Origin of the sequence: Kibdelosporangium persicum (assembly GCF_013280595.1) — a bacterium.
Lineage (GTDB): Bacteria > Actinomycetota > Actinomycetes > Mycobacteriales > Pseudonocardiaceae > Kibdelosporangium > Kibdelosporangium persicum.
In genome coordinates this window covers 79050-100038 of record NZ_JAAATY010000019.1, presented here as the reverse complement: position 1 = coordinate 100038, position 20989 = coordinate 79050, and the positions used below count along the sequence as shown (strand labels likewise).

Here is a 20989-nt window from a genome sequence, read left to right as displayed (position 1 = left end):
GCGGCTATCCGGAGGCTGATCGAACGGGGTGAGGTAGTCACCCGATCTGGCGGTGGTGCCGTGCCGTCGGGGGTGGTGAGATCCGGGCATGCGACGGTGCGGATTGGTGCTGGTCCTGCTGCTGACCGTGATGTTCGTGAGCCCGGTGGCGCAGGCCCAGGGTGGGCCGGGGGCGTTGTCCCACTTCGGGTTGGCGCGTAAGGACTGCGTTGGTACGGCCCGCAATACCACGAGCAAGGTGTGGTTCACGGTCGCCGACGGTGTTCTGTCCGACGTGTACGCGCCGACCATTGACAACACCAACGTCGAGACGCTGCAGTTCATTGTCACAGACGGCAGGACGTTCACGGATCTGCAGAGCCGCGACATGCGCTACACCGTCAGCGCTGACCGGACGGGTATGGCGTGCCAAGTGCAGTCCAGGGCGCGCGACTACCGGCTGACCACGGACTTCATCACCGATCCCGCCCGCAACTCCGTGCTCGTCAAAGCGAAGTTGCACGGGCCCAGGGATCTGAAGCTTTATGTGCGCTACGACGCGAGCATCAACGGCAACGGCGGCGGTGGGCCGCTGAACGGGGGAGCGGACAGCGCCTCGGCGGACCAGAGGGCCTTGGTCAGCAGTGATCCGAACACCATCACGAACGCGCCGAACCGTGACTACGGCGTGCCGCTGCACGGGGCGCTCAGGGCGAACAAACCCTTCAAGGCCGCCAACAGCGGATACGTGGGGACTGAGACCGACGGGTTGGTTCAGCTCGACAAGGAACGGACCATCAAGCCGAACACCAACGCACCCAACGGCAACGTCGTCCAGACCGCCCAGATCGACGGCCACGAGGCAACCCTCGCCCTGGGTTTCGGGCAAACGGCGAGCCAGGCGATCGAAACCGCGGGCGACAGTCTGACAACGCCGTGGCACTGGACCTACGGCCGTTACGTCCAAGGCTGGCGGGACTACAACCGGAAACTCAAGCCGACCGGCGACTGGGTGTCGGTCAACGTCCTGAAAGCCAGCGAGGACAAGACGTTCCCGGGCGCCGTGGTCGCCTCGCTCGGCAGTCCGTGGGGGCAGGCGATCAGCGCGGGCGATCTGCCGGACGGCAAGCCGGTGTACTTCGGGTCCTACCGCGAGATCTTCGCGCGTGACCTCTACGAGAGCTTCACCGGGCTCATGGCCGCGGGTGACCGGGAGACTGCCAGGGCCACCGTCACCTGGTTGTTCACCAGGCAGCAGCAGCCGGACGGCCGGTTCCCGCGGAACTCCATGGTCAACGGCAAGAAAGCGCCCGACTCCGGTGGTGACCAGCTCGACGAGACCGCGTACCCGATCCTGATGGCCTTGCAGGCCGGGGCCGACCGGGGCCTGTACCCGAACATCCGCCGGGCGGCGGACTTCGTGGTGGCGCATGGTCCTTCGTTCGGGTCCGAGCGGTGGGAGGAGCAGAGCGGGTATTCGCCGTCGACCATCGCGGCTGAGATCGCCGGGCTCACCGCCGCGGGCATCATCGCCACGCGTAATGGTGATCAGCAGCGGGTGAACGTGTACTTCGCGACCGCCGACCATTTCCAGCGCAGCATCAAGAGCTGGACTGTCACCGACGGGCACTTCATCCGGTTGTCCAAGACCGGTGATCCCAACGCGCCGATCCGGTACAACCTCGGCAACGGGTCGGTCACCGTGGACCAGCGGTCCGTTGTGGACGCTGGGTTCCTCGAACTGCCGCGGCTGGGCATCCTTCCCGCGGACGACCCTGAGGTGAAGCGATCGCTCGAACGGGTCGACCAGGTCATCAAGCGGGAGACGCCGAACGGTCCCGGCTGGTACCGCTACGGAACGCCGGACCCCGGCAGCGAAGACGGTTACGGTGACTGCTACGAGCCGGACTCCACCACCTGCGGTCCCACCGGAAAGCCTTGGCCTACAGGCAATGTCGGCAGCGGACACCTCTGGCCCGTGCTCGCGGGCGAGCGCGCCGAGCATCTGCTGCAGACCGGCGACAGGCGTGGGGCCGGAAAGCTTCTCGACGCGATGCACGCGCAGGCTTCCGGTGTGGGCATGATTCCCGAGCAAATCTGGGAGAACCCGGCCGTTCCGGAGTCGCCTCACGGCAGCGACCCCACGACCGCCAGCATCGGTTTCGAGCCGGGTGAGTCCGTGGGGTCGGCGTCCCCGCTGACGTGGGCGCAAGCTCAGGCCGTCCGGCTCACGCAAAGCATCACGGCCGGACGTCTGGTCGAACAGCCGGCCGAGGTCCGGGCCCGGTACGTCGACCACGGCCCGCCCGGCACCGTCCCGATCACGTTGCAGGCACCCGACCAGGTTTCGACACCGACGGTGACCGTGACGGGAACCGCGCCTGCCGGGACGAGGATCGACGTCTCTGCCACCGCGACGGATGCCGGAGGCGCGACCACGGTCGTGACCACCACGTCGAACGGCACCTTCACCGCCGAACTGCCCGCGCAGCTCGGCACCAACGTGATCACCGCCGCGGCCAGTGATGGGCGCAAGACCGGTTACGCGCAACGCCGGGTCGGCTCGGACTACGTGTCGGGAACGGTGCTGGTGAACGTCACCGATCCGGACAACGACGACAACGGCCCGGGAACGTACGCCTATCCGACGGCGGGCGACTTCAACGCCGGCGCGTTCGACATCCAGCAGTTCCAGGTGATCGACAGCGGTGAGCGAGTCATCCTGCGTACCAAGCTGCGCGATCTGTCACCGACCTTCGGTTCACCACTCGGCGCTCAACTGTTGACGATCTACGCCCGCGACCCGGCGATACCGAACACGTCGGCGAAAGCGCCCTACCCGTCGCGTAATCACGAAGTCGATCCGTGGAACCGGATGATCGAGGTTCAGGGGTTCGCCGAACCCGTGTTCGTCGATGCCGCCGGTGTCCCGCTGGGCGACGCCTCGGTGCAAGCCAGCGAGACTTCCCGCTACATAACCGTCAGCGTGCCGAAGTCCGCACTGGGCAACCCGACGTCCTATGCCGTGGTGCTCACCGGCCAGGAAGGCGACAGCCCGGACCGGGCACGCAGGTTCGCCGCGACGCCGGAGCCGTACGCGTTCGGCGTGTGTGCGCCAGGTGGCACGAGCCCGATCTGTGCGGTCGCGCCGGCATCCGTGCCGAAGGCGCTGGACGTGATCACGCCGCCCGGCGTGGACCAGGCCGTCGAACTGGACCCGACCCGCGGCCCCGTGGTCATCAAAGCCCTGGTCACCCCTCGTGAGTACTTAGCAGGGTTAGAACACGGATAAACACTCACGAGGGGTTGGTACGGAGTGGGGATGGTCATCTCGTACGAAAGGAGGACTCGCCGCTGATCACCCGGCGGTAGCGTGCCGGACCAGCGTCAAAGGGGGAACTTTTGAGCGTTGGCCTCGTACTGTCACTCGCCGGACTGGCCTTGCTGGACTCGACCAGCATCGGGACCCTGTTCATTCCGATCTGGCTGCTGCTCGCGCCCGGCCGCGTCCGGGCCGGCCGAATCCTGCTGTACCTGGGCACGATCGCCGCCTTCTACCTCGGCATCGGCCTGCTGATCGCGCTCGGTGCGGGTCAGGCGATCAGCGCACTGGGGGACGCCCTGCGCACCACGGCCGCGTTGTGGGTCCAGCTGGTGATCGGGGTGGGACTGTTCATCCTGAGCTTCCGGTTCGATCCGAAACGCCAGAAGAAGGGCGGCGCCGTCCAGCGCTGGCGTGAGCGGGCGATGGCCGACGACACGTCGGTGCGGTGGCTGATGGGCCTGGCCCTGCTCGCCGGGCTCACGGAAATCGCGACGATGCTGCCGTACCTCGGCGCGATCGGCATCATGACCACCACGGGTCTCAGCCCGATGACCATCTTCGCCCTGCTCGCCGGTTACTGCCTGGTCATGATCCTGCCCGCGGGCGTGCTCCTGACCGCGCGCGTCACCGCGCAGAAGGTGGTCGAGCCGGTTCTGCGCAGGCTCAACAACTGGATCATGACCAAGGGCACCAGCGCCACCGGGTGGATCATCGGCATCGCGGGCTTCCTGATCGCCCGCGACGCCGCGGCCAGGCTGTTCTGGCCCGACCTGTTGTAGTTACTCTGCGCGCTGTGGCTGATCTCGCGTACCTCACGGCGACCGACGCGATCGCGCTGTTCCGCAGCGGCGAGCTGGCGCCGGTCGAGCTGATGACCGCCGTGGTCGAACGGGCCCAGCTGACCGAGACCACGATCAACGCCTTCACCGACCGGTACTTCGAGGACGCGCTGGACCAGGCCCGTGAGGCGGGCGACCGTTACGCCAGGGGTGAGCAGCGGCCGCTGGAAGGGCTCCCAGTGGCGATCAAGGAGGAGCAGCCGATCGCCGGCCTGCCGTGGCGTGAGGGATCGAAGCTGCTGCGGGACAACGTGGCCACGCGGACGCATCCGGTGGTGGAACGGATCATGGCGGCCGGCGGGATCGTGCACGCCCGCACGACCACCCCGGAGTTCTGCTGCGCGGGGTTCACCCACAGTGGCTTGTGGGGCGTGACCAGGACACCCTGGAACCTGGAGTACTCGTCGGGCGGGTCGTCCGGTGGGTCCGGCGCCGCGTTGGCCGCCGGCTCGGCGACGCTCGCGACCGGCTCGGACATCGGCGGCTCGATCCGCATCCCGGCCTCGTTCAACGGTGTCGTCGGCTTCAAACCGCCGTACGGCCGGGTGCCGGGCATGCCACCGGTCAACTTGGACTATTACTGCCATGACGGCCCGATGGCGCGTACGGTGCCCGACGTCGCCTTGCTCCAGAACGTGATCGCGGGCGCACATCCCCTTGACCCGGTGTCGTTGCCGGCCCCGCAGCCCCTGACGATCGGTTCGTGCAAAGGCCTACGGGTCGCGTTGTGCATGAACCTCGGCGACTACCCGGTCGAGCCGGACGTGGCCGACGCGACGCGGCAGGCGGCCGAAGCCCTGGAGGACGCCGGGGTGCACGTCCACGAGGTCGAGTTGCCGTGGACGCGCGCGGAGATCATGGCGGCCGCGTGGGCCCACTACGGCGCGATCTTCGCGCCGATGATCGAGGCGGCCGCCGAAGGCCGGGAGGTCCAGCGGTACACGAACGACTTCGTCGAGCGGGCGACCTCCGGGGGCACGTTCTTCGAGGCCATGCTGATCGAGGCGAAGATCCAGGAGGACCTCGGCGAGGTCTTCCGGACGGCGGACGCCCTGCTCTGCCCGACGTCCGGCACTCCGGCGCTGCGGGCCGGCGAGGACTATGTGGACACTCCGCTGATCGTCGACGGCGTCCGGCTCGACCACAACCTCGAGGCCCCGCTGACGATGCCGTTCAACATCGCCAGCCGGTGCCCGGTGCTGAGTGTGCCGTCCGGCATCGCGAGCAACCGGGTGCCGACCGGTGTCCAGGTGGTCGGCCGTCCGTACGACGACCGGACCGTCTTCGCCCTCGGGCACGTGATCGCCGACGCCAACCCGTGGTACGTCAGCAAGTCGTGGTGCCCTTCGCTGATCAGGTAGCGAAGATCAGGCAGCGAACCGCACGTCAGGCGGGCAGCCAGTCCGTGTTGGCGCCACACAGCACCAGACAGGCCAGATCGCCCGGCACCTGACCGGCCAGCCACGCCGCCAACGGTGCGGCCGCGGCCGGTTCGACGGCCAGCCGGAAACTCTCCCAGAGCAGGTCACGGGCCGCGATGATCTTGTCGTCGTCGACCAGCACGGAGACCGGGTCCGCCGCCCGCAGGATCTCGAACGGCAGCTTCCCGACCCTGGTCGCGCCGAGGGCGGACGCGGCGATCGAGTCCACAGGCGAATCCACCGGTGTTCCGGCGGCCAGCGCGTCGTGCAGGGCACGGCAGTTCGTGGGTTCGACCGTGACGAGCTTGCGGCCGTCGGCGCTCAGCGCGGTCCCGGCCGCCAGGCCGCCACCGCCGACCGCAACCACCAGGGCGTCCACATCGGACGCGTCGGCCACGATCTCGGCGCCGACCGTGCCCTGGCCGGCGATGACGTCCGGGTGGTCGTAAGCGGGCACGTACTGCCCGGGTTGTTCCTGGGCGAGTTTCGCGGCCTCGGCGTAGTTCTCGCCGGCGCGCACCAGTCGGGCGCCCGCCGCCAGGATTCGGCGTGCCTTGCTGTCGGGGATCGACTCCGGTGCGTACACGGTCGCCGGAATGTCCAGCACCGCCGCGGCCTGCGCCACGGCCATCCCGTGGTTGCCGCCGGACGCGGTCACCACGTGGTCCGGTTTCCCGCCCGCCAGTAAGGCGTTCACCGCGCCGCGGAACTTGAACGATCCCGTCCGCTGGAGGTGTTCCAGTTTCAGCACGAGCGGTTTTCCGTCGATCTCGGTGCGGAGTAACGGAGTCCTGCGCGCGTGGCGCGCGATGCGGGCCGCCGCGAGAGCAACGTCTGTCACACGACCAGCGTACGTCGATGTGGTTGGGTCGAGGGTGTGGTGTGGGGGGCGCGGGCGCGACACGCCCCCCACACCACGTCTCGGGGGCTTCGACGATTCTCACTGATCGAAGCCGATCGTGTGCGCGTTGTCGCGACGAATGACATGACGGTAGGTGGCCTAGACCATCCCGTCAATGGGTCTAGACCTCCATGCTGCATAGCGGTGCGCCGCGAACGTGTGGGACCCGATCGGCCACACTGTGCGGGTGACGAACACGCCCTGGGCACCAGGAACAGCCACCGGTGTCGGCTCGATGCCCGGTGCCGACCCCTACGAGGCCGCAAACGTTGTCGTCGGTGAACTGCCGGATCTGCCGCACCTGCCCGAACTGCCCGGCCGCGGGCTCGGCGCGGACATCATCGGCCGGACCGCCGCCCTGCTGGTCGACCTGCCGATCGAGGTCGTCCCGTCCGGATATCGGACGGCGGCCCGGCCCGGTCATGAACACCGGCACGCCGTCGACCTGATCAGACGTGACATCGACGCCCTGGAAGAGGTCATCGAGCGCACCGGCGTGCGGCCCCCGGTCGTGAAGGTCCAGGCGGCCGGGCCGTGGACGCTGACCGCCGGGATCGAGCTCGCCCGTGGCCACCGCGTGCTGACCGACCGCGGTGCCCTGCGGGAGTTCGCCGACTCGCTCAGCGAGGGCCTGGCGCTGCACGCCGCCGAGGTGAGCCGCCGCCTGGAGACACCGGTGGTCGTGCAACTCGACGAGCCCAGCCTGCCGACCGTCCTCGCGGGAGCGTTGTCGACCCCGTCCGGCTACGGGACGGTTCCCGCGGTCACCGAGCCGGACGCCCGGGACGTTCTGGCCGGGGTCATCGACGCCGTCGGCGGCGCCACCGGCCAGCCCGTGATCGTGCACTGCTGCGCGCCGAGACCGCCCGTGGGGTTGTTCCGTGCCGCCGGGGCGCGGGCGCTGGCCATCGACGCGACGCTGCTGCAGGGCATCCCCGCGAGCCTGTCCGACCAGCTGGGCGAGGCGTGGGACGCCGGGATGACCTTGCTGCTCGGCCTGGTGCCCGGCACGCCCCCGGTCCGTCCGCCGACGCTGGCCGAGGCCGCCAAGCCCGCGCTGGATCTGGCCGGCCTGCTGGGCTTCCCCCGCTCGATTCTGGGCGAACGGGCCGTCCCCACGCCGACATGTGGCCTGGCGGGCGCCGACTCGGCATGGGCCCGGCGGGCGTTGACGCTGGTCCGTGATGTGGGAAGGGCATTCGTCGAACCGCCGGAGAGCTGGTGAATGGTTTGATACGCGCATGCCCCGGGTCGACCGCCGAACACTGTTACTCGCGGCTGGCGCCGTCCTGGCATCCGGATGCACGGCCCAGCCCACACCACCGGCGCCTGTCAAGCCCACGCTCGCGCCGTCCGTGACCGCGACGGGCACCCGAAGGCCCACCGGTCCGCAGGATCCGAAGGCGACGGCCGACGCCCGCAAGATCCTCGCCTGGATGTCCACCCTGCCCCAGCGTGACGTCAAGCGCGTGGTGTCCGGGCAGCAGCTCAGCGCCGACGCCCGGATCGACTACGACAAGCTGTTCCGGGGCATGGCCCGCAGGTACGGCAGGACGCCCGCCCTGATCGGCGCGAGCTTCGACGGGTACTGGAAGAAGGAGACCGTGCCCGTCCTGATCGACCACTGGCGGGCCGGCGGCCTGGTCACGATGGAGTTGCACCGGCCGAACCCGTTCCTGCCCAAGGTCGACCCCGAGTCGTACCGGGGTGACCTGTTCGCCCCCAAGGACGATCTGACCGCGCTGCTGGCCGACGCCAAGCCCAGCCAGGCCCGCAGCCGCTGGCGTGCCGACCTGGAGTTGCTCGGCGACATCGTCCAGGAGCTGGACGAGGCGGGCGTCACGCTGATCCTGCGGCCGTTCCACGAGGCCAACGGCATCTGGTTCTGGTGGGGCCAGGACCACAAGACCGGCAGCAGCGAGTCGGTCAGGCTCTACCGCGACCTGCACGCGTACCTCACCGAGACCCGCGACCTGCACAACATCCTGTGGGCGTACTCACCGGCCAGGCCGTGGGACGCGCCCCGGATGAAGTACTACCCGGGCGACGATGTCATCGACATCATGGGCCCGACCAGCTACCTCAACACGGTCAGCTTCGCCGTGGAGGGCCACACCGAGGACATCTCCGACATGCTCGCCCCCGAGCGGCCGATGGCCCTGCTCGAGGTCGGGTCGGGGGAGCCGTTCGACGGCAGCTGGAAGGCCACCGAGATCATCGACAAGATCCGCACCCGCTATCCGCAGATGACGATGTTCAACGTCTGGCACGGCTGGGTGGACGCGAAGATGGCGCTGATCGAGATCAGCGAGACGGACACGCTGATGAACGACCCGTGGGTGATGTCGCTGGAGAACCTCGACTGGCGTGGTTAGAGCGGTCTGAGCCAGGCGACCGGGACGGTCATCGTCTCGCCGGTCGGCCTGCTGACGATCCGCCCGGTCACGGCGTCCTTCAGCACACCCTCCACGACGTACCGGACATCCGTCGGCAGGCCCAGACGTTCGGCGGCCTCCGGCGGCAAAGGCGTGCTGACGTGGGAGGTCTCCGCCACGCGGACACCGGTCACCGCGGGTTCGCCGCCGAGCACCTGGCCGGTCGCGGTCACGGTCAGGTCGAACTCGTGTGCGGACTCCAGGGTCCAGCTGAGCATCAGCAGGTCGGCCTCGGTCTTGCCGGGATCACCCGTGATGAACTGGGCCGGGTTGTCCCGCTGGGTGATGCGGACCCGATAGGTCTGCCCGACTTCGACGTCGTGGGGACGCATGGGTTCAGGATGCCTCATCACGGGCCACGCGGACCCCGTGCGACTACTCACACATCCGGGTTCGGCCTTTCGTGGCCGGTCAACGCTTCGCCGGTGACCGGGTGGCCGCTTTCAGCACGTCCCGGTTCAGCCGCCCGATGGCCTCCAGGGGGATTCCCTTGGGGCACACCGCGGTGCACTCGCCGGAGTTGGTGCATCCGCCGAAACCGAGGTCGTCATGCGTGCCGACCATGTCCAGCGCACGGCTGTAGCGCTCCGGCTGGCCCTGCGGCAGCAGGCCGAGGTGCGTGGTCTTCGCGGCGGTGAACAGCATGCCCGAACCGTTGGGGCACGCGGCAACGCACGCGCCGCACCCGATGCAGGCCGCGGCCTCGAAGGCGTTGTCCGCGTCGTCCTTGGGCACGGGGACGGCGTGGGCGTCCGGTGCGCTGCCGGTCGGGGCGCTGATGTAGCCGCCTGACTCGATGATCCGGTCGAACGCCGAACGGTCCACCACGAGGTCCTTGATCACCGGGAACGGCCTGGCGCGCCACGGTTCGATGGTGATCGGCTCGTTCGGGTCGAAACTGCGCATGTGCAACTGGCACGTGGTGGTCAGCTTGTCCGGGCCGTGCGCGTTGCCGTTGATCATCAGGCCGCACATGCCGCAGATGCCCTCGCGGCAGTCGTGGTCGAACGCGACCGGCTCCTCGCCCTCGCTGATCAGCCGCTCGTTGAGCACGTCGAGCATCTCCAGGAAGGACATGTCCGGGCTGATGTCGTCGACGACGTACATCACCAGCCTGCCCTTGTCGAACTGGTTGTCCTGGCGCCAGACGCGCAGGGTGAACCTCACTTGTAGCTCCGTTGGCTCGGGGTGACGGTGTCGAACCGCAGTTCCTCGCGGTGCAGGACGGGCTGTGGCCCGTACTCCCATGCGGCGACATAGCTGAAGTTCTGGTCGTCGCGCCGGGCCTCGCCGTCCTCGGTCTGGCTCTCGGCCCGGAAGTGGCCGCCGCAGGATTCCGTGCGGTGCAGGGCGTCGATGCACATCAGCTCGGCGAGTTCGAGGAAGTCCGCGACCCGGCCGGCTTTCTCCAGCGACTGGTTCAGCCCGTCGCCGGTGCCGAGCACGCGTACCCGCCGCCAGAACTCCTCGCGCAGCGCGGGAATCGCCTCGAGTGCCTTGCGCAGGCCTTCCTCGGACCGCTCCATACCGCAGTGGTCCCACATCAGCTGGCCCAGTTCGCGGTGGATGTCGTCGGGCGAGCGGTCGCCGTCGACCTGGAGGATTCGCACGATCTGGTCCACGACGTCCTGCTCGACCTCGGCGATCGCCTCCGGGGACACCGGCGGGAACGGGCCGTCGGCCAGGTAGTCGCCGATGGTGTTGGGCAGCACGAAGTACCCGTCCGCCAGGCCTTGCATCAGCGCGGACGCACCGAGCCGGTTGGCTCCGTGGTCGGAGAAGTTGGCTTCGCCGATCACGAACAGGCCCGGGATCGTGCTCTGCAGGTCGTAGTCCACCCACAGGCCGCCCATGGTGTAGTGCACGGCCGGATAGATCCGCATCGGCACCTGGTAGGGGTCCTCGCCGGTGATCTGCTGGTACATCTCGAAAAGGTTGCCGTACTTGGCCGCGACCGCGTCCTTGCCGAGACGGTCGATCGCGTCGGCGAAGTCCAGGTACACGCCCAGACCGCCGGGACCGACGCCGTGCCCGGTGTCACAGATGTTCTTGGCGGCACGGGAGGCGATGTCGCGGGGAACGAGGTTGCCGAAGCTCGGGTACATCCGCTCCAGGTAGTAGTCCCGCTCGTCCTCGGGGATCATGTGCGGCGGCCGGGAATCCCTTGGCGCCTTGGGAACCCAGACCCGGCCGTCGTTGCGCAGCGACTCGCTCATCAACGTCAGCTTGGACTGGTGCGAGCCGCTGACCGGGATGCACGTCGGGTGGATCTGGGTGTAGCACGGGTTGGCGAACAACGCGCCCCGCTTGTGCGCCCGCCAGATCGCGGTCGCGTTGCTGCCCTTGGCGTTGGTGGACAGGTAGAAGGTGTTGCCGTAGCCGCCGGTCGCCAGCACGACCGCGTCCGCGGTGTACGTGTCGATCTGGCCCGTCACCAGGTCACGGGCCACGATTCCGCGTGCCCGGCCGTTGTCCACGATCAGGTCCAGCATCTCGGTGCGCGGGTGCGTCTTCACGCGCCCGGCGTTGATCTGGCGCGACAGCGCCTGGTAGGCGCCGAGCAGGAGTTGCTGCCCGGTCTGTCCGCGGGCGTAGAACGTGCGGGCGACCTGTGCCCCGCCGAAGGACCTGGTGTCCAGCAGTCCGCCGTACTCCCGGGCGAACGGGACGCCCTGGGCGACGCACTGGTCGATGATCTCGACGCTGACCTCGGCGAGCCGGTACACATTGGACTCGCGGGCGCGGAAGTCGCCGCCCTTGATCGTGTCGTAGAACAACCGGAAGACGCTGTCGCCGTCGTTGCGGTAGTTCTTGGCCGCGTTGATCCCGCCCTGCGCGGCGATGCTGTGCGCGCGGCGAGGGCTGTCCTGGTAGCAGAACGACAGGACGTTGTAGCCCAGCTCGGCCAAGGTCGCGGCGGCCGAACCGCCCGCCAGGCCCGTGCCGACGACGATCACGGTCAGCTTGCGCTTGTTCGCCGGGTTCACCAGCCGCGCGGAGAACCGCCTTTGCTCCCACCGCTTCTCGAGCGGGCCGTCGGGCGTCTTGGGGTCGCAGATCGGTGCGCCTTCGGTGTACATCGCTATCCCACCAATCCGGTCAGTACGGCGAACGGCACGGACAGGAATCCCGCGGTGATCACGAAGGCCACGCCGAACGAGAAGGCCTGGATGGCCTTCTGCCGTGCCGCGCTGGACGCCCCCAGGCTCTGCAACGCGCTCCACAGCCCGTGCCGGATGTGGAACCCCAGTGCGATCACCGCCGCGGCGTAGAACAGAACCACGTACCAGCGCTGGAAATCGGCGACCACGTTGTCGTACACGGCCAGGTGCACCCCGTTCGGGTTCAGCACGCCCGCCGTCAGGTCGAGGATGTGGTAGACGATGAACAGCGCCAGAATCACGCCGCCCCAACGCATTGTGCGTGCCGCGTAGCTGCCTTGCACCTTCGCGCGGTGTTGGTAGCCGGCCGGGCGGGCCTTGCGCGCCCGCCGAGCCAGCTGGATGGCGGCCGTCATGTGCAGCACCACGCAGACGACGAGCCCGACTCGTACCACCCAGACGACGCCTTCGTACCCCAGCAGCCCGTCGAGTAGTTGCCGTAGCCAGACCGCGTACCCGTCGATGCTGTCGCGGCCAAGGAAGATCTTCAGGTTCGAGACCATGTGCACGGTCACGTAGAGCAGCATGGCCAGTCCGGTCACGCCCATCACGGCCTTCTTGCCGATGGTGGACGACCAGATCCGCCCCGGTGTGCTGCGCCGGGCCGCATCGAGCACTGTCACGCCGTTCAGTAAGCACCTCGAACGACGAGTCGTCCAATATATCGAAACGCTCGATTTGATAGTCTCGAACTATGGAAAGAGTCGACCGGCTCACCTTGCAGCAGCTCAGGTACTTCCTGGCGGTGGCGGACACCAAGCACTTCACCAGGGCGGCTGAGCAGGCAGGTGTGGCGCAGCCCTCACTGTCCAAGCAGGTGCAGAGCCTCGAAGCGGAGCTCGGCACGCCGCTGTTCAGCCGGGTGCGCGGCAACGTCACGTTGACCCCGGCAGGCGAGGCGCTGCTGCCGATCGCCCGCCGCATTCTCGCCGACGTGGACACCGCCCGGCACGAGGTCGCCGAGCTCGTCGGCCTTCGTCGTGGCCGCCTGCGGGTCGGTGCGACTCCGAGCCTGTGCGCAAGCGTTTTCGCGGATGTGCTCAGCCGGTTCCACGCGGCGTATCCCGGCATCCGGCTGCTGGTGGAGGAAGGCGGATCACGTGACCTTTCCCGGTCCTTGCTGCGCGGTGACCTCGACCTGGCGTTGGTCATCGTGCCGCCGGAAGGGCCTGATCCCGCGTTGACCACGCGCGTGGTGCTGCGTGAGGACCTGATGGTGGCGTCGGCGGCGTCGCAGCCGCCCCTGGTGAACCGGCCGACGATCCGGCTGATCGAGCTGCGGGACCGTGCGATGGTCATGTTCCGTCAGGGCTACGACTTGCGCGAAACGACTCTGCAGGCGTGCCGTGCCGTGGGTTATGAGCCTCGTCTTGCCGTTGAGGGCGGCGAAATGGACGCTGTACTGCGTTTCGTCGAGGCTGGACTGGGCGTCGCCATCGTGCCGAGCATGGTGCTGGCCAATCGGCCAGGGCTACGCGGCCTTCCCATCGCCCCGCCAGGATTGAGCCGCACGGTTGCGTTGGCGCATCGGACGGACGTGCCACCGACCAATGCCGCCCGCGCTTTCAGCGACGTCCTGATGGAGTACGTCGCGACTTTGTGATTCAGATTCGTCGCGGAGTCAGATCGTCGAGACGAATCGTGATCGGCGCAGGGAAATCGATGCTGAAAGTGCCAGTTACCTCGTCGGCGGCATAGTAGTGACCGTCGCTGAGCGAATGCGGCAACAGTGAGACGGGATTGTCCAGATCGACCAGCCAGTATGCCTGAATGCCTGCCTCGGCGTACTCGACCGGCTTGACCAGCCGGTCTGTCCGACTTGAACCGGGCGAGATGATCTCGACCGCGCACAGGACGTCGGAGGCGGGGATTCGCGCTGTGCCTTCCTCAATGAGTTCGACCGCGTGATGATCACATCGGGGGCGCGCACTATCGGAGGGAAATTCGCGGCGATGGTCACTTCGATGTCGATGACGGCAGTCAGATCGTCTGGGAGTTGTTCATCGAGCCAATAAGCCAGCCGTTGCGCAGCCCGTTGGTGGGCAGGCAACGGTTTTGGCGTTACGATCAGAACTCCTTCGACGAGCTCATAGTGCCGGGAATTGTCCTCCGGCAGAGCATCCCATTCGTCGAGGGTCAGCAGATGGTCCGGCCATGGTGCCGCGATTCGCATCCTCCTCGTATATCGAGCCTCTTCTGAGTATTTCACGAGGAGGGCGACTCTGGTCAGCCGCCGTACACGGTCGTGTTGGTCGTGATGAACTGTGCGGTTCCGACTTTGACCATGAGCGCGTCCGGCACGGGTCCGCCGGGAGTCGGCTGCATCGCGGGTGACTGCACGCTGAACGTCGCCTGGAACGTCTGACCCTTGACCAGGATCTTCGGGCCGTTCTGGGACTGGATCGTCAGGTTGGACGGCATCAGGGTCAGCGTCAGCATGCCCGTGCCGGGCGTCACGAAAGGCGGTGCCGTGTAAGGCAGAGGACCGCGCAGCGACATCGGCAGCTCATCGCCCTGCAGGCAGACGAACTGGCCGTTGACCTGCACGTTCGTGCTCGAACCCCGGAGCGGGACGGGGGCCTGGATGGCCGGCACGATCACCGGGGGCGGGATGGTGATCTGGATCATGTCCCCGGTTTTGATGACGAAGTCGCTCGGCACGTCAGCAGGCTCCCACGGCCCCGTCCGCGAGCCAATGCACGTTAGGGCTGCTCAAGGTGCACGGAACGCGCTGAGCTCGGGAAACGCCGCCGCGTAGCCGTCGAGCGTCGCCGTGGCGGCAGCCACCGAGTCGACCAGCGGGTGCGTGGCCATCGCGAACAACGCGTCCGCCCGGCTCCCCGTGCGCGCTGCCCGGATCGCGGCCTGTTCACAGCCTTTCACCTGGAGCATCAGGCCGAGGCTGTGCGGGTCGACTGGGCCGGTCGCGATCGGCCGCGGGCCGTTGCCGTCCACGAAACACGGCACCTCGACGACGGAATTGTCCAGCCCGGCAACGACTCCGCGGTTGCGCACGTTGAGGATCAGCTGGTCCGGCCGGTTGCGCGTGATCGAGTTCATCAGCCGCAACGCCACTTGCTCGTAGCCCCCGCCGTCCGTGTCACACGCGGCGCGCTCGGTCATCCCCGCGACCGCCCGGCCTTCCGCGAGGTAGGTGTTCTCCCGCTCGGAACGGGTTGCCAGCCAGGTCCGCAACGCCGCCTGCGGGTTCTCCTCGATCCGCTCGTAGAACGACTTCTGTTGTTCCTTCAGGAACTCGCCCCGGGTCGTCTGCTGGGCATGCATCTGCTCCAGCGTCTCCCGTGCGAAGTAGTAGTAGTGCAGGTACTCGTTCGGCACCGCTCGCAACGTCCGCAACCAGTGCGCGCCAAAGAGTTTGCCTTCCTCGAACGAGGTCAGCGCGGTCTCGTCGCCGAACAGGTCCGGCAGCCGGTCCCGGCCGTTCACCCTGACCCCGCGCAGCCAGCCGAGGTGGTTCAGGCCGACGTAGTCGAACGTCGCGTCCGATTCGGACACACCGAGCGCACCGGCGACGCGGCGGCACAGGCCGACCGGCGAGTCGCAGATCCCGATCACCCGGTCGCCCAGCACCGACGACATCGCCTCCGTGACGATCCCGGCCGGATTGGTGAAGTTGATGACCCACGCGTCCGGCGCGTGCCGTTCCACCTGCCTGGCGATGTCCATCGCCACCGGAACAGTCCGCAGCGCGTAGCAGATCCCGCCCGGCCCGACGGTTTCCTGGCCGATCAGGTTGTGCCGCAACGGCACGCGCTCGTCCAGGCTGCGCCCGCCGAGACCGCCCACCCGGATCGCGGAGAACACCATGTCCGCGCCGGACAGGGCGTCTTCCAGCGACGTCGTCATCCGGATCTTCGGCCGCCACGCGGAGCCCTGGGACTGCTGGTCGAGCACGGCACCGATCGCGGTGAGCCGGTGCGCCAGCACGTCCTGCAGGACGATCTCGTCGACCAGCCGATCCGGGTCGGCCAGCAGGCTCTGGTGCACGAGCGGAACGCGGAACCCGCCACCGCCAAGGATCACCAGCTTCATGCTTCGATCACCTCAACCCCCACGTCCCGCATGGCGCCGAGGCCTGGCCCGGCCGCGCCCGCGTTGGTCACCAGCACGTCGATCTCCTCCGGCCCGCAGATCCGCGCGAGCCCGCCGCCAGGGAACTTGCCCTCGTCGGCCAGCAGGACCACCTGGTCGGCGGCCGCCACCATGGCGCGCTTGAGCGGCACTTCGACCACGGTGTCGTCCATCACCGAGCCGTCGTCACGAACACCCGCCGCGCCAAGGAAAAGACGATCGGCGCGGACCTGGCGCAGCGCGTCCTCGGTCAGAAACCCGACCATGGAACGGTAGTTGCGCCGCACGACCCCGCCGAGCAGGATCAGCTCGACCGCGCTGTCGTCGGCGAGTTCCTCGTACACGGCCAGATTGCTTGTCAGCACAGTGACTCCGCGGCCGTGCAGGTGCGCCGCGAGCCTGTGCGTTGTCGTCCCGATGTCCAGCAGCACGGACTCGCCGTCCTGGACAAGGGTGGCCGCGGCCTTCGCGACCGCGTCCTTGGCACCGCGGTCCTCCCTGGCGACACGGTCGAACGGACGCTCATGGGACGGCGCGAGCACCGCGCCGCCGTGCACCCGGGTCAGAACTCCCTCACGCTCAAGGCAGATCAGGTCACGACGGATCGTCGCCGCGCTCGTGGCCAGTCGTTCGCACAGCGCGGTGACGGACGCTGACCCATCCTGGGTGAGGCAGCGCAGGATCTCGGCATGTCGGCGCTGGGGGAGCACAACTGAACAATAACAGTCAGATTGCGTCAGACAACTTGTCAATTCTTTGCAGATGGGTGCAGACTCGCGGGATGGCGAAAGGAGGCGCGCGGTGGCGGCCGAGCCGGCGACTGGGGGCCCTGAGCTGGACATACTGCTGTCCGGAACGGTCTTCCTCGACATCATCTTCACCGGCCTGGACCACCTGCCCGAGCCGGGCACGGAGGTCTGGGCGACCGGGCTGGGATCCAGTCCAGGAGGCATCGCCAACCTCGCCGTGGCGCTGAGCCGTCTGCGGTTGCGGACGGGGCTGGCGGCGGCGTTCGGCGAGGACGCGTACGGCGACTTCTGCTGGGACGTGCTGGCCAACCAGGAAGGCGTGGATCTCAGTCATTCCAGGCGGTTCTACGGCTGGCACTCGCCGTTGACCGTGTCGATGGCGATCGACAGGGACCGCAGCATGATCACGCACGGTCACCCGTCGCCGATCAGCGCGGACGAACTGCTCGACCCGCCGCCCGCGACGAAGGCGTGTTTTGTGCACGTCGACATGCACGCCGACCAGTGGGTGAAGAAGTCCAAGGAGAACGGGTCGCTGCTGTTCGCCGACGTGGGCTGGGACCCGACGGAACGCTGGGAACCGTCCATGCTGCGGCAGTTACTCGACGGCTACGACGTGTTCCTGCCCAACAGCGTCGAGGCGATCAGCTACACCAGGTCCGACGACGTCAAGGCGGCCGCGAAGTCGTTGTCCGAGATCGTCCCGGTCGTCGTGGTGACCAGGGGTGGCAACGGCGCCTACGCGATCGACGCCGCCTCCGGTGAAGAGGCCGAGGTCCGTGGCCTGAACGTGGCCGCCCTCGACCCGACCGGCGCGGGCGACGTCTTCGGCGCGGGATTCGTGCTCGGCACGCTCGCCGGGTGGCCGCTGGCCGACCGGGTGCATTTCGCAAACCTTTGCGCGGCACTGTCCGTGCAACATTTCGGCGGCTCGCAGTCCGCGCCGGGCTGGGGTGACATCGCGGAGTGGTGGCGGCTGGTGGGCCGCCGGGACGAGCGCGAGCTGCGTGGCTACACGTTCCTCAACGACCTGTTGCCCAGCCACACCGACACCCAGGTCCGTCGAGCGAGCGCGACCATCGGATTGCGAGGGATCTCGTAGTGAAACTTCCGGTTATCGCGGCCGTCCCGGTGATCGCCGCGGTGGTGCTGGCCGCGTGCGCGCCAGGATCGGACAACAAACCCGCCCAGCAACCCGCCGGCGAGGTCAGGACCGACGTCGCCGCGATGGGCGACGTCACGCTGACCATCTGGGACCAGGAGACACGGCCCGCGCAGGAAGCCCAGATCAAGGAGCTGAACGCGCGGTTCCAGGCCAAGTACCCGAACATCAGGATCAACCGCGTCGGCCGGTCGTTCGACGACCTGCGCAGCACCATCAAACTGGGGCTGACCGCCAACGACGCACCCGACATCGCCCAGGTCAACAACGGCAAGCAGGACATGGGCGCGTTCGTCAAAGCGGGCCTGCTGCGCCCGATGGACTCGTACGCAAGCGCTTACCAATGGACGCAACGCTTCCCGGAGTCCGTCCGCAAGCTCGCCAGCTACCCGGACAGCGGGGACGTGCTCGGCGAGGGCAAGCTCTACGGCGTTCCGCAGACCGGTGAACTGGTCGGGATCTGGTACAACAAGGCCAAACTGACCGAGCTGGGCCTGCAGCCGCCGAAGACCTGGGACGAGTTCGACGCGGCGCTGGCCAGGGCCAAGGCCGCGGGCCAGGTGCCGATCCAGATCGGCAACCTGGAGAAGAGTTCGGGCCCGTATCTGTTCGCCCTGGCCATGCACCGGTTCGGCAACCCGGCGGACGAGACCAGGCTGGCCACCGGGCGGGCGGACGCGAACTGGCTGACCGAACCGAACCGCCAGGCCGCGCGGCAGGTCGCCGACTGGGTCGACAAGGGCTACCTGACGACGGGTTTCGCCGGGCTGAAGAGCGACGACGCGACCGAGAAGTTCGGTGCGGGCGAAGGCGTCTTCCACGTCAACGGCACGTGGAGCCTGGCGACGCTGAAGGAGGCCATGAAGGACAACGCCGGTTTCCTGCTGCCGCCTGGCGGGACCGTGACCGGCGGGACCGGCCTGCCGTGGGCGATCAGCGCCAAGTCCCGCAATCCCGACGCGGCGGCGGCGTATATCGACTTCATCACCACGCAGGACGCGATGAAGACCGTGGCGTCCAGCGGAAACCTGCCCGTGCTCGACGCGGGCCAGCAGCCGGGCGCCGGGCCGGAGCGGGACGTGCTCGACAAGTGGCAGGAGGCATCGACGTCGACGAAGATGGTGCCGTACCTGGACTACGCGACACCCAACGCGTACGAGGTGATCGGTGGCGCGGTCGAGCAGCTGATGGCCAAGCAACTGGACGTGGAGGCGTTCCTCGGCAGGCTCCAGGCAGACCTGGAGTCGAGGCGTGGCGGTCGGTGAACCACGGCGGGTGGGGTATCTCTATGCCCTGCCCGCTCTGCTCGTCTACGTCGCGTTCCTGCTCTTTCCGTTGCTGCACAGCGGATGGCTTTCACTGTTCGCGTGGGACGGTCTGTCGTTGGGGACGTGGGCCGGGCTGTCGAACTACGCCTCGCTGTTCTCCGAGGAGGGAGCGGCGGCCGCGTTCGGGCACGTCGGTGTCCTGATCCTGTTCTTCTCGGTGTTGCCTGTCTGCATAGGACTCGTACTCGCGACGGCACTCCATAGGGTTCGTATACGCGGGTTGCCCTTCTTCAGGACCGTCCTGTTCCTGCCACAGGTGATCGCTATGGTCGTGGTCGCTGTGGCCTGGCAAAGGATCTTCGCGCCGGACGGCGCACTGAATTTTGTCCTTGGCACAGAAGGAAAAGCCTGGCTCGGCGACTCCGCGACGGCGCTGCTGTCGGTCGGAATTGTCGGTACGTGGGTGCAGACTGGGCTCGCGATGGTTTTGTTCCTCGGTGGGATCGGGAAGGTCTCCGCCGACCTGTTCGACGCCGCCCGGCTGGACGGCGCCGGACCGGCGGGGGAGTTCCGTGCGGTGATCCTGCCGGCGTTGCGAGGGGAGATCGGGGTGGCACTGACGCTGACCGTGATCGCCGCCCTGCGCACGTTCGACCTGGTCTACATGATGACCCCGTTGGGCGGCCCAGGCGGCTCGACGACCGTGCCCGCGTACGAGATCTACCAACGTGCCTTCCACACGGGGCAGGTCGGCTCGGCCGCGGCGATCGGCGTGGTGATCACTGTGCTGGCCTTCCTCGTGACGTACGTGATCACGCGGGTGGCCGGGAGGGAACGGGCATGACTGTCTCCCGGTTCGAGCGCGTCGGCACCTATCTCGTCCTCGGCGTCTTCACGATCTTCGCGCTCTATCCCATGCTGTCGATCCTCTTCACCGCGCTGCGGTCCGAGGTGTCGGGGCAGGGCGGGCTGCACTGGGAGAACTTCGGCAAGGCCTGGACCGAGGCCCGGTTCGGCAGCTACCTGTTCTCCAGCCTGATCGTGAGCGTCAGCGTCGTCGCGATCACCGTCGTGCTCTCGATCCTGGCCGCGTACGCCTTCGGCACCATGCACTTCCGCGGCCGGGACGCCTTGTTCTACCTGATGCTGCTCGGACTGACCGTGCCGAGCGAGGCCGTGGTCGTCCCGCTCTACTACGACCTGCGTGACCTCGGGCTGACCGATACGTACGCGTCACTCATCCTTCCGCAGGTCGCGCAGTCCATCGCGTTCGGCGCGTTCTGGATGCGGACGTACTTCCGGTCGACCTCGCGCGGCGTGGTCGAGGCCGCGCGGCTGGACGGCGCCGGGCATTGGCAGACGCTGTGGCGAGTCCTCGTCCCGATGGGCAGGCCCGCGCTGGTCACGCTGATCGTTCTCGTCTTCATGTGGACGTGGAACGAGTTCCTGCTCGCCCGGGTCATGATCACCAGCGAGGCCTTACGCACGGCCCCGTTGGGCCTGCAGTTCTTCTCGGGCCGATCGGACACGAGCGTGCCGCTGCTGGCGGCGGCGTCCGTGCTGGTCGCACTGCCGGTGGTGGTGCTTTACCTGTTCCTGCAACGACATTTCATCCGCGGCATGGTGGATGGCGCGGTCAAAGGCTAGACCACGGGAG

Annotated in this window: 18 protein-coding genes and 1 pseudogene; 10 read left to right on the top strand and 9 right to left on the bottom strand. The window is 67.9% G+C overall.

Features of this window, described 5'->3' with window-relative positions; all coding sequences use genetic code 11:
* Positions 1-88 precede the first annotated feature (88 nt).
* From GC106_RS29415 to GC106_RS29405, 3 genes are all read left to right on the top strand, one after another.
* Complete coding sequence (locus GC106_RS29415; protein ID WP_173137348.1) at positions 89-3271, top strand: glucodextranase DOMON-like domain-containing protein; 3183 nt, start codon at positions 89-91, stop codon at positions 3269-3271.
* Positions 3272-3381: 110 nt separating this feature from the next.
* Positions 3382-4083: a GAP family protein gene (locus GC106_RS29410; protein WP_173137346.1), complete on the top strand. Its 702-nt coding sequence runs from the start codon at positions 3382-3384 to the stop codon at positions 4081-4083.
* Positions 4084-4097: 14 nt separating this feature from the next.
* A complete protein-coding gene (locus GC106_RS29405; protein WP_312872934.1) occupies positions 4098-5504 on the top strand; it encodes an amidase in 1407 nt (468 codons plus the stop codon).
* Between the two features lie 25 nt (positions 5505-5529).
* Here the strand turns inward: GC106_RS29405 and GC106_RS29400 are convergent, their stop codons facing one another.
* Positions 5530-6405, bottom strand: coding sequence for a serine/threonine dehydratase (locus tag GC106_RS29400; protein WP_173137344.1), 876 nt, complete (start codon positions 6403-6405; stop codon positions 5530-5532).
* Positions 6406-6652: 247 nt separating this feature from the next.
* On the opposite strand from GC106_RS29400, the gene GC106_RS29395 reads away from it, so the two are divergent.
* The gene (locus GC106_RS29395) at positions 6653-7690 is read left to right on the top strand and encodes a methionine synthase (RefSeq protein WP_173137342.1); all 1038 of its coding nucleotides are present in this window, start codon (positions 6653-6655) and stop codon (positions 7688-7690) included.
* Between the two features lie 130 nt (positions 7691-7820).
* Entirely contained in the window at positions 7821-8840 is a 1020-nt protein-coding gene (locus tag GC106_RS29390) for a glycosyl hydrolase (protein ID WP_173137340.1), read from the top strand.
* Here GC106_RS29390 and GC106_RS29385 read toward each other — a convergent pair.
* From GC106_RS29385 to GC106_RS29370, 4 genes are all read right to left on the bottom strand, one after another.
* Positions 8837-9232 carry a hypothetical protein gene (locus GC106_RS29385; protein WP_173137338.1) on the bottom strand — a complete coding sequence of 132 codons (396 nt, stop codon included), beginning with the start codon at positions 9230-9232 and terminating at the stop codon, positions 8837-8839. The genes GC106_RS29390 and GC106_RS29385 overlap by 4 nt on opposite strands.
* A 79-nt stretch (positions 9233-9311) precedes the next feature.
* Positions 9312-10067 carry a succinate dehydrogenase/fumarate reductase iron-sulfur subunit gene (locus GC106_RS29380; RefSeq protein ID WP_173137336.1) on the bottom strand — a complete coding sequence of 252 codons (756 nt, stop codon included), beginning with the start codon at positions 10065-10067 and terminating at the stop codon, positions 9312-9314.
* The gene (locus GC106_RS29375; protein WP_217281120.1) at positions 10064-11980 is read right to left on the bottom strand and encodes a fumarate reductase/succinate dehydrogenase flavoprotein subunit; all 1917 of its coding nucleotides are present in this window, start codon (positions 11978-11980) and stop codon (positions 10064-10066) included. Before GC106_RS29375 ends, GC106_RS29380 begins: the two co-directional genes overlap by 4 nt.
* A gap of 2 nt (positions 11981-11982) precedes the next feature.
* Positions 11983-12684 (bottom strand): succinate dehydrogenase cytochrome b subunit, encoded by a 702-nt coding sequence (locus tag GC106_RS29370; RefSeq protein WP_173137334.1) that lies wholly within the window; start codon positions 12682-12684, stop codon positions 11983-11985.
* A 71-nt stretch (positions 12685-12755) separates the two neighbouring features.
* Here GC106_RS29370 and GC106_RS29365 point away from each other — a divergent pair, with 71 nt between their 5' ends.
* Positions 12756-13664 carry a LysR family transcriptional regulator gene (locus GC106_RS29365; RefSeq protein WP_173137332.1) on the top strand — a complete coding sequence of 303 codons (909 nt, stop codon included), beginning with the start codon at positions 12756-12758 and terminating at the stop codon, positions 13662-13664.
* Between the two features lies 1 nt (position 13665).
* On the opposite strand, the pseudogene GC106_RS49770 reads toward GC106_RS29365, so the two are convergent.
* From GC106_RS49770 to GC106_RS29345, 4 genes and pseudogenes are all read right to left on the bottom strand, one after another.
* Positions 13666-14234: pseudogene (locus tag GC106_RS49770) on the bottom strand (Uma2 family endonuclease).
* Positions 14235-14287: 53 nt separating this feature from the next.
* On the bottom strand, positions 14288-14722 hold the full coding sequence (locus GC106_RS29355; protein ID WP_173137327.1) for a contractile injection system spike tip protein: 435 nt from the start codon (positions 14720-14722) through the stop codon (positions 14288-14290).
* 51 nt (positions 14723-14773) lie between these two features.
* Positions 14774-16114: a 6-phospho-beta-glucosidase gene (locus GC106_RS29350; RefSeq protein WP_173137325.1), complete on the bottom strand. Its 1341-nt coding sequence runs from the start codon at positions 16112-16114 to the stop codon at positions 14774-14776.
* The gene (locus tag GC106_RS29345; RefSeq protein WP_173137323.1) at positions 16111-16863 is read right to left on the bottom strand and encodes a DeoR/GlpR family DNA-binding transcription regulator; all 753 of its coding nucleotides are present in this window, start codon (positions 16861-16863) and stop codon (positions 16111-16113) included. The genes GC106_RS29350 and GC106_RS29345 overlap by 4 nt, the downstream gene beginning before the upstream one ends.
* Positions 16864-16954: 91 nt before the next feature.
* On the opposite strand from GC106_RS29345, the gene GC106_RS29340 reads away from it, so the two are divergent.
* The 4 genes from GC106_RS29340 to GC106_RS29325 are packed head-to-tail and all read left to right on the top strand — an operon-like array spanning position 16955 to position 20979.
* Positions 16955-18004 carry a carbohydrate kinase family protein gene (locus GC106_RS29340; RefSeq protein ID WP_312872932.1) on the top strand — a complete coding sequence of 350 codons (1050 nt, stop codon included), beginning with the start codon at positions 16955-16957 and terminating at the stop codon, positions 18002-18004.
* Entirely contained in the window at positions 18004-19329 is a 1326-nt protein-coding gene (locus GC106_RS29335) for an extracellular solute-binding protein (RefSeq protein WP_217281118.1), read from the top strand. The genes GC106_RS29340 and GC106_RS29335 overlap by 1 nt, the downstream gene beginning before the upstream one ends.
* Entirely contained in the window at positions 19316-20176 is an 861-nt protein-coding gene (locus GC106_RS29330; protein WP_173137319.1) for a carbohydrate ABC transporter permease, read from the top strand. Before GC106_RS29335 ends, GC106_RS29330 begins: the two co-directional genes overlap by 14 nt.
* Entirely contained in the window at positions 20173-20979 is an 807-nt protein-coding gene (locus GC106_RS29325; protein WP_173137317.1) for a carbohydrate ABC transporter permease, read from the top strand. Before GC106_RS29330 ends, GC106_RS29325 begins: the two co-directional genes overlap by 4 nt.
* The last annotated feature ends 10 nt before the right edge of the window (positions 20980-20989 follow it).